The sequence below is a fragment of the Moraxella sp. CTOTU48717 genome (assembly GCF_032057165.1).
GTDB lineage: Bacteria > Pseudomonadota > Gammaproteobacteria > Pseudomonadales > Moraxellaceae > Faucicola > Faucicola tetraodonis.
In genome coordinates this window covers 26441-36144 of sequence record NZ_DAMBBC010000023.1, presented here as the reverse complement: position 1 = coordinate 36144, position 9704 = coordinate 26441, and the positions used below count along the sequence as shown (strand labels likewise).

The 9704-nt window shown below is 42.5% G+C and carries 8 protein-coding genes; 4 read left to right on the top strand and 4 right to left on the bottom strand.

Annotated features, from left to right (window positions below):
* Nucleotides 1-415 precede the first annotated feature (415 nt).
* The gene (locus RT084_RS11175) at nucleotides 416-721 is read left to right on the top strand and encodes a hypothetical protein (RefSeq protein WP_095356629.1); all 306 of its coding nucleotides are present in this window, start codon (nucleotides 416-418) and stop codon (nucleotides 719-721) included.
* A 155-nt stretch (nucleotides 722-876) separates the two neighbouring features.
* Nucleotides 877-2034, top strand: coding sequence for a 5-(carboxyamino)imidazole ribonucleotide synthase (locus tag RT084_RS11170; RefSeq protein ID WP_312385369.1), 1158 nt, complete (start codon nucleotides 877-879; stop codon nucleotides 2032-2034).
* A gap of 25 nt (nucleotides 2035-2059) precedes the next feature.
* On the opposite strand, the gene RT084_RS11165 is transcribed toward RT084_RS11170, so the two are convergent.
* The 4 genes from RT084_RS11165 to efp form a co-directional block, all read right to left on the bottom strand.
* The gene (locus RT084_RS11165) at nucleotides 2060-2695 is read right to left on the bottom strand and encodes a hypothetical protein (RefSeq protein ID WP_203172350.1); all 636 of its coding nucleotides are present in this window, start codon (nucleotides 2693-2695) and stop codon (nucleotides 2060-2062) included.
* Between the two features lie 35 nt (nucleotides 2696-2730).
* Entirely contained in the window at nucleotides 2731-4416 is a 1686-nt protein-coding gene (locus tag RT084_RS11160) for a VWA domain-containing protein (RefSeq protein WP_203172349.1), read from the bottom strand.
* 86 nt (nucleotides 4417-4502) lie between these two features.
* Entirely contained in the window at nucleotides 4503-5732 is a 1230-nt protein-coding gene (locus tag RT084_RS11155) for a toxic anion resistance protein (RefSeq protein WP_312385333.1), read from the bottom strand.
* A 291-nt stretch (nucleotides 5733-6023) separates the two neighbouring features.
* On the bottom strand, nucleotides 6024-6596 hold the full coding sequence (gene efp, locus RT084_RS11150) for an elongation factor P (RefSeq protein WP_065253446.1): 573 nt from the start codon (nucleotides 6594-6596) through the stop codon (nucleotides 6024-6026).
* Between the two features lie 155 nt (nucleotides 6597-6751).
* On the opposite strand from efp, the gene epmB reads away from it, so the two are divergent.
* Nucleotides 6752-7753, top strand: coding sequence for an EF-P beta-lysylation protein EpmB (epmB, locus tag RT084_RS11145; protein ID WP_065253445.1), 1002 nt, complete (start codon nucleotides 6752-6754; stop codon nucleotides 7751-7753).
* A 155-nt stretch (nucleotides 7754-7908) separates the two neighbouring features.
* On the top strand, nucleotides 7909-9672 hold the full coding sequence (locus tag RT084_RS11140; RefSeq protein WP_313100065.1) for a hypothetical protein: 1764 nt from the start codon (nucleotides 7909-7911) through the stop codon (nucleotides 9670-9672).
* Nucleotides 9673-9704: the final 32 nt, after the last annotated feature.

Here is a 9704-nt window from a genome sequence, read left to right as displayed (position 1 = left end):
GATAACAATAGTTCGGTTAATCCTGTGCTTTATCAACCCAATTCTATCTTAATTTTGTGATTATTTGGTCTAGACATTGGGGAGTACCTTAGTTCACCGGGTCGCTAAATCGGGTCGCTCAATAATTTATCACAGCAACCCTTAAGCATTATGCATTGTAGTCGCTGTGTTAATATCACAAATTATGCTTGATTTTTACCGTTAAAGCCGCCATTTTAATCATCATGCAATATGCCAAACCCTGTTAATAAGCTGTTAACAAGCTTTTAAAAAGATGCAAGCGTTAAACCATGCTTACGTTGATGAAAGCGATATCACAGGGTGACCATAAGGTTGATTACCCTAGCTCGTAAGATAGTTATTAAGGTAGTAACCAAAGTAGTCACTGGGGCGGATAAAAGATTGAGGAGCGACGATGCAAAAAGATACAAAATCAGATTACCACAGCCTACTGCAAGCAGCAAAGGATGCCAAAGCAGAAGCGATGATGCTGGAGTTTGTCGAGCAAGATGATGGCAAGATGGTACTACGTACCTCGAATGACGAGTCAGAAGACTTGGTAAGTATTGAATTTTCTGACAAAGTGAAAGAACTGTTGGGGGATGATACCCAGTTGATTGGTCAAAGCATGATTCATGCTGCCATTCAAACCTTAATGCAAAAGCAGCTCTCGCAGTGGCATGCCAATGTGTATGACGAAGAACCCGTGCATTACAGTTAATGCGTAACGCCTATTCATTGATTTGTTGAACCCATAAGACTAAAGACTTATGGGTTTTTTTGTGCTTGGATTTTTTATTTGTGGGCAAATCCTTTATAATGAGCCATAATTTTTCTTCTGTGTTTCACTTATCAAAAAGAGCCGCCACCATGCCTATGCAAACCGCCAATTTTTATACCATCAATCATTCCAATTATTCTGTCAAAACGATTGGGATTTTAGGTGGCGGACAGCTAGGTATGATGTTGGCGCAAGCGGCGTTGCCACTCGGCATCCGCTGCGTGTTTTTGGAGGATAGTGCCAATTGCCCTGCACGCTTACTGGGCAAAGTGTTTAGTAGCGAGCAATTTGAAGATTTTGCCCAAAGCTGCGATATTTTTACCTTAGAATTTGAAAACACCCCACTCAAACCTGCCCAGTTTTTGGAATCGACCAAAACCTTATACCCATCGTCATTTGCGCTATCAGTGGCACAAGATCGGTTAAATGAAAAAAACTTGTTTAACCAATTAGATATCGCCACCGTGCCTTTTATGGCGGTGCATAGCAAAGCCGATATCCAAGCCGCCGCCGATAAATTGGGATTGCCTTTGGTACTCAAAACCACACGCGGGGGCTATGATGGCAAAGGGCAGTTTGTGGTCAAATCCGCTGACCAAATTGACACCGCGTGGGCAGAACTTGGCGACGCAACCAAAACAGCGCCGCTCATTGCCGAAGGCTTTATTCACTTTGAGCGTGAAGTATCTATCATTGCCGTGCGCGCCCAAAACGGTGAAATCCGCTATTATCCGCTCGTGCAAAATGAGCATAGCAATGGTATTTTAGCCAAATCAACCGCACCAGCACCGAAAGTCGAGCAATTGACCGAACAAGCCCAAAGTAATATCAAAAAATTGCTCGAACATTTAAACTATGTGGGCGTGTTGACGTTAGAATTATTTGTGACTTCTGAAGGCGGCGCTGAAAAATTGCTTGCCAATGAAATCGCACCCCGCGTGCACAACTCAGGGCACTGGAGTATTGAAGGCGCGGTAACCAGTCAATTTGAAAATCATATGCGTGCGGTGGCGGGGTTGCCATTGGGAGACACAGCCATTGTCAAACCCTCTGTCATGCTAAATGTCATCGGAGAGTACCCAAAACTGGAGGAAGTCCTATCCATCGCTGGCGTGCACGTGCACAATTATGATAAAGAAGAGCGCGAAGGTCGAAAAATTGGTCATATCACTGTCATGCCGAGCGATAGCAGTCAGCTCGAAGCGGCGGTTGCAAAAGTCATCGCTTGTCTGCCTTGTGAAGTTACTCTTTAAACGACAACTTGATAAATTCCAATTGCTAACCCAAAAAATTGGGCTGTTGCAGGCGGTTTTCCAAAAATCGCTGATTGACTAATAAAGCTTGTGCGTCCTCATTGTAGATACTGTGTACCACCTGTTGCATACTATTATCAATCAAGGCGAGTTGTTCATTGAGTAGCATTTTAGGTGTTTTACCATCCTGAACGACATGCATAGAGGCATAGACGGATGGTAATTTTAAGTAGTTTTCAAGGGTGGTAGGCAGATAATCGAATACTGTCTTTTTGATAGTAAATAAATCTTGATTGGCAAAGCGACCCGCGACCAATTGTGGCAATACCGACATGATTGAACTTTGAATATTTTGCAAATGCGTATAGGAATCTGGCGAGATTCGGTTTTTGACTTTATGCATTAAGCGGTTTAATTCATCGGTAATTTGCTCGGCAGTTAAGGTCTGCTGAAAGTGCAACATGTCATCTTTTTTGCGGATTAGAAAACCGAATAACCACCCTAGCGGATAAGCCAATATGACCGCTACTAAAAATACCATTGTCGAGCTGATATCATTGGTCGTCAAAGCCAGCCAAACATAGCTTATTAGCGCAATCAACAAAAAAGCTAAGCCAAATATATTGGGTAATCCATAAAAAAATAACCAAAAACGTTGCATAGCGGTTTCGTTTTCCTTGTGATTTTGTCTAAGTTTTATTGATAACCACGGATTTGCTTGAATACATTGGCTAAATTCTCTTTTCGTCCATCGAATACTTTACCAGCCGTCAAATCGGCAATTTTTTGCATTTCGGTCGGATCGGCATCGCCAAATAGCACAGTAAAAGTTTTGACATTCTTGGCATTGGCAGGTAGTGTGTTGTAAAACTTTTCAAATGCTTCAAAATTTTCACCGTTGGTATTTTGGCCATCGGTCATAAGGACAATAGTATCGTAGTACGGTTGGGCAATGGCAGCATTGGATTGTCGCGCGACAATTTCTTGATAGCCTTTGTGTAGTGAACTATAAATCGCTGTACCACCACCTGCAGTAAGGTCTTTCACAAATTGGCGTACTGGTTCACGGGCTTTGGCATCTTTACCGATGGTATATTGCTTTTCTGCCTCTGGTGTACTATTAAATGGAATAAAAGTGACTTGCTCACGTTCAGAGAATTTGGCAAAATCGCCCATTGTAGTACCATCGCCATCGGTTAATGTCATCAATGCTTTTTTTAGCTGCTCCATGCCATTCCCAGACATCGAGCCTGAAGTATCAATGATAAAAATCGGACGAGCGGGCAAGCGTAACTCATTCATATATGAGCCAAGAATGCTGTTAATTACCGTCTTGGCATTTGGGAAAGGTAACTCAACCATCATCGCTTGATTAAAACTTGAATCAAGTTTGACGCTACTATTGACTGGACGGCGAAAGGTTTGTTGCATTAATTTGGTTTGAAATTCTGCTGTTTTAAGATACGAAACAACTTTGTCATACGCGGCTTGTTTGCTGGTATTTAATAACATAAGCGGATAGTCAGCGGTGATGATTCCCTCTTTAGGATATAGCAAAACTAAAGGCTCTTTGAGCTTGCTGCTTTTGTTCAATTGCATCAATACGGATTCGTAATTGATCATGCCGTCCAGGTTGTTGGTAGTATCCAAATTTTTGACGAAGGCATCCGCAAGCCAGCCAGAACTACCAGCAGTCAAGGTTTGACCTTTAAAAAATTGCTTTAGCTTAGGTTGTGCTTTGGCAATATCAGCTTCAGTTGGCGCATCGGATGTCCCAGCAAAAGCAGAAACCACACCCATGAGTGCAGTAAAACCCGAATTGCTAGATGCGGGGTTGGTCATAGCATATTTAAGTTCACCATTGTTGGCTTTCTGCGCAATAGTTTGCCAAGTGATATCTGTTTTGGCGGTCTTGCCATCAGCACTAACCAAATCTAACTGCTGGGCTTTGCTTTGTTTGACACCCATAATCACGGGCGACAGCATAATCGGAGTTTGGGTGATGATTTGTTTGCCATTGATAAGGCTGAGATATTTACCATGTGAAAACCAAGCCCCATCGGCTTTTTTACCTTGTGCGATGGCTTCGGCACCATCAATTGTGCCAGTATAGTCAAGTTTGATAGATATGCCAGTTTTGGCTTTGATATCATCCAAAAAAGGCTCAATATCTTTGAGTTCTGAACCTGCCAAGATATATAGCGAATCAGGGTTATTGATGGCTTGTTCACTGGTAATGTTGACAGTTGCAGGTGCCTCATCTTTTGCGGTGCTGTTACCAGATTTGCTACAAGCAGAAAGGCTAATGATCGCAGCGAAGCCAACACCAAGTGCTAGATAAGTGTTGAAATACTTTGATGGTTTATTATAGTAGTAAGTCATCAAATATCCTTTTGTGATAAAAAGGGGCATTTTTGAGATAAGGTGAAATCACAAACATCCCTGTTTTTGCCAGTCATATTGATTGGCTAGATTTTAACCTCACCCAATTTTTTATCGTCAATTTGCAAGTTGTTTGCAACATCAATCACCGTTTGGCGATTGGCGCGGTCAAGATAAGTTTGGGCTTTATCGACTTCTTGGGTTAGTACGTTGACTGTTTGTTGCATATTACCCAATGCTTTGACTTTGAAGTCGTCAATCGCGTCCATAGTTTCATAGATATGGTTAAAGGCTTTTTGCAGTTTTTCCATATCTACTGAGCTACTACTGGCTTGCTCGTGTACCTGTGCGGTTTGGCGTTTTAATAGCACTGAGGTTGATTCAATCAAACTACTTGTGGTCGAATTTAACGCATTGATTTGGTCGAGCACCAGTTTTTGACTACTCAGCGCTTGTGACACCATCACCGCAGTACGCAGCGCAGCAACCGTTGTCGTCGTGGCACGGTCAACACCTTTGATAAGCTCTAAGTTGTTTTTGCGAATCATATCAAGCGCCAAATACCCTTGGATGTTCACCGCCAGTTGGGTCAAAAAATCCATGTTTTTTTGGCGGAGATAAAACAGCAATTCTTCTTTGACTACGCGTGCTTTTTCAGGGTCAGTGGCTTCAAGCTCACCGATTTTTTGCTCTAGACGTTCATCAATTTTTTGACCGACATAAATATATTGACGGAGCGACTGCATCAGTGCCCACATATTGACCTTTTCTTGCTCAATGCTGGCATTGTCTTTCATCAGTTCATCTTTGCCGTGATACAGGCTTTCGATGATGGCATTGATATGGTTTTGCGAAGATTGGTATTTACGAAAATAATCTTGTACGGATTTGCCCATTGGGATGATGCCCAAAAATTTGCGTGGACTTGACAGCGAACCTTGTCGGCTTGGATCTAGGTCTTCGACCACGCTGCGTAGCTCAGTCAAGGATTTGGCAATCGGGGAGTTGTCAAATAAGGCTTTATCCATGCTTTTGGCAGGACGATCAAGCATGCGATTTGCAATCTGCGCGGAAGCGCGAATTTCGGCACTACCTAGCTGATGAATGGCTTTGACTTTCTCATCGAATACAGACGTGTTGACAGGGGTTTGTAATACATGCATCACAAAATCGTTCACTTTGGCATCAAGTTCAGGCACTTTGGTTAGGTCAAGTTTGACCAGTTGGTCGGCTTCGTCTTGTGGCACAACGGCAACGGGTTGCGGCGCTTCAAGGGTGATGACAGGGCTGGTTTCTGGCGGGGTGAGTTCTGGCATGATATATCCTTGAGTTGTCTATATTGGTATTTGTATATTAACTTGCCTTTTAGTTTGTCTTGGTATTTTAGCGGTTTGAGCTAACGCTAGTTTGATTATCTTGGTGAATTATTTCATTTGTTGTTCTATTTGGGTAATCATTTTTTCCATGCGCGTTTGACGAATGATTTTTTTATGATGCTACGTCAGTGTGACAGCGTAACAAAAAATTTTTCAATCACATGTTAAAAAATAAAAGCCCAACAGTTAGTTGGGCTTTTATTTTTTCAAAATTCTTGGTAATAGAATATATTATTGTACCCGTGATAGGTATTCGCCAGTGCGGGTATCGACTTTGATTTTTTCGCCTTGTTGGACAAATAATGGCACACGTACTACCGCGCCTGTTTCAAGAGTTGCAGGTTTACCGCCGCCACCTGATGTATCGCCTTTTAGACCTGGGTCAGTTTCGGTAATCACTAACTCAACAAAGTTTGGCGCAGCAACGCTTAAAGGCACGCCATTGAATAGGGTAATGGTACATTCTTCGTTGCTATTTTCTTTTAACCATTTCGCCGCATCGCCCATCGCGTTTTTGTCGGCTTGTAGCTGCTCAAAGCTTTCTGGGTGCATAAAGTGCCAGAATTCGCCATCGTTGTATAGGTAGTTCATTTCAGTATCAACAACGTCAGCGCCTTCAAGACTATCGCCAGATTTAAAGGTGTTTTCTAATACTTTACCCGTTCTTAGGTTACGCATTTTGACGCGGTTGAATGCTTGACCTTTACCTGGTTTAACGTATTCATTTTCTAAAATTGCAAAGGGGTTGCCTTCGTGCATGACTTTTAAGCCAGCTTTAAATTCATTGGTTGAGTAAGTTGCCATAAAATTTCCTAATAAGGTGTTGCGACTAAAAAATAACCGAGGTAAATCAAATCTTTGTATAATAGCCAATTTGCTAAAAACGCGCTGCCTACGGGGTAACCCTATCCGCAACAGGCGTTATCAGCAAGCGGCATTGACAATTGGATAAACACTATATGATAAACTATTTGGCGACACAAAAAAACTGGCAAAATGCGTTTTCTGACACTATCACGAGCTTTGCTGAATTAGCGCAAGCGTTGGATTTGCCGATAGATAGTTTTGATAGTCAGGTCGGTCAATTTCCCCTAAAAGTGCCGCGTCGCTTTGTGCAAAAAATGGGGAAAGGCGATATTAATGACCCTCTGCTTAAGCAAGTGTTGCCGACGTTTCAAGAAACGGTACAAGTCACCGGCTTTGTCACCGACCCACTCGATGAACAACACGCCAATCCGGTCAAAGGCATCATTCATAAATACGCATCACGTGTGCTGATTCCTGTCACCGGGGCTTGCGTGGTCAATTGTCGCTATTGTTTTCGCCAGCACTTTGACTACCACGAGAATCTACCAACCCAAAACGATTGGCAAGCCATCAGTGCCTACATCACAGCGCACCCCGCCATCAATGAGGTGATTTTAAGTGGCGGCGACCCGTTATCGCTGAGCAATCGTCGTTTATTGGAGATTTTCACCACCCTTGAAGCACTACCGCAAGTGCAGACCATTCGTATCCACACCCGTGTACCTGTGATGATTCCTGAGCGCTTAGATGAGCCGTTACTTGCGCGATTTGCTAACAGCCGCTGTCACATCGTCATAGTCATTCATGCCAATCACCCCAATGAAATCGACCAAGAAACACAAATATTTTTGGCTAAGGCAAAAAAAGCAGGTGTTACTTTACTTAACCAAACCGTGCTACTCAAGTCGATTAATGACGATGCAAATACGCTTGCAAGCTTAAACGAAAAATTATGGCAAGCGGGCGTATTACCCTATTATTTGCATGTGCTTGATAAAGTTGCCGGGGCGAGCCATTTTTATATTTCAGATGAGCAAGCAGTCTCTCTGTACTGGGAATTACTCGCCAAATGTGCTGGCTACTTGGTGCCAAAGTTAGTACGAGAATTACCTAATAAGCCATTTAAGACACCCATTGATTTGTATGACCACTAAAATTTGTTGAAAAACAACAACTAAAATAAAAGATTATCTGTTACTTATCTGATAAATAGTACAATTATCTTAAAATATCTAGATAAAATTTGGTTTTTATGTTATTTATTGTTGTTAAATAAGTCGAAAAATGTTGTGCATTTTGGTGCAAAAAAATGGTTACGGATCTCACACTAGACGATTTCTTACAGCGCATAAACGATACACCGACCAGTCCTATTGAACTTAAAGTGACGCAGAGTTCATTGCAGGATACGACCGATTGGCAGATACAATTTAATCGTATGTCGGCGTGTGAGATGTATGACGAATATAAATTCGTGATAAACCAGTTGATGTTTGCCGATATTGATGATGTCAAACGCTTTGCATTATTTGATGAGGTTAATAAAGCCGTCAGCGTATTACTTGGCAAATTGCGGGTGAATTACCAAACCCAGCCGGGGATTTTGGATGAAGAAAAACAGCAAGGCTTAGATACCGTGCTATCAGTGCTTTATCTAGGCATCATGTTTTACCATGTCATCTGGCAACGGGCAGCGGCTCGACCTGAAGTGGCTGAGAAAAAAGGCATCATTAGCCTATTTCGCCAAACACCTCAATCACTTACCTCCACTCAAGTCATTCAGCGCTCCCTCTACAGTACCATGCTATTACTGCGCCAATCGCTGTTTGAAAAATATATCGGCTATCGTAAAGATACACAGGTGATTTGGCAATATCTGAATGCCTGCTATCGATTTGCGGTCACTAATGATTGGCAGTCTATCTCCTTGCCAATCAAACTGCATTCTGCCAATGAGTATAGCAAACAGGGCGCACCGCTATCGATTGAGGATATTTATTTTCACTGCTTGATGGTGGCAGTCACCAATCCGTATGCTTGTCGGCGTGCCGATATTTTGGCCATTCAAAAAGTAAGTACCCAGTGGATTGAAGAGCTCATTATCAGTAAAGATTTGGTTGAAAAACCTTACCTATATATTGATTTAGAAGGTAAGCAGCCGCCCAAACTGCTAGAAATCGATGATACATTCAATCCCTTTGCAGTAACCAGCAATTGCCTGTTTGTGATGTTTAGTCGGTTATTTAAACACTTACATCAAACCATTAGCCAAGGTCAAAACAGTAGCGAGGCTGAGATAAAAAATAGCGCGCGTCAGGCCAAATTGGTATTGAATAATATCCAAGATGGGTTAAAACCAGCGGCAGACTATCATCAGAACCATTCAAAATGTGAAGTGGTACTTGGATTCAATAATATCCATTACATGCTTGCGAATAAAACCAGTTTGGGCAATCTCATTCATGCCAATGAGTTGTCTGAGCGGTTAAAACCCAAAACTCAACATACGGCGTATCTTAAAAAATCTACCGTTGTGGAGCTGAACAAAGAAAATCCCCAATCCATGTGCCTGTCGCACGTGTTTAGCTACGCCAATCAAATCGTTGACCCATATCCAAGCAGCAGCCGTGGCGATAGCTATCATCCGCTGAGGCAATTGCAAGTCAATTGCTTAATTGCGCTGCGAAAGGTTAATGGCGCAAAAACTTGGCAGCTCGGCTACATTAAAGATAACCGTCAAGGTTTTATCGATACGCCAACCGGTCAACCCACCAACAAGACCTACTTAGAAATTGAGGCACAAGTGCGAGTGCATTGTCAAAATGCCATTCCCTGTGGCGTGCGCTTTCAAAATGCGGGTGGCCGTCAGCCACATTTTGTTGCGGCATTTATTATCTCTAGCGATCCAAACAACGCTGATACCCAGCCCCGTTTGCTGATGGCACGCTTTGGCTACCAAGTGGCAGACAAGCTAGTGGTGCGTATTGAGAGCAAGGAAATTAACGTGCGTCTGACTGAGCTACTTGATATGACTGATGATATCGAAGAATACGCTTTTGTAAGAATTCCGTAAACTTAACCGCTAAGAAATGGCAACAAAATCTG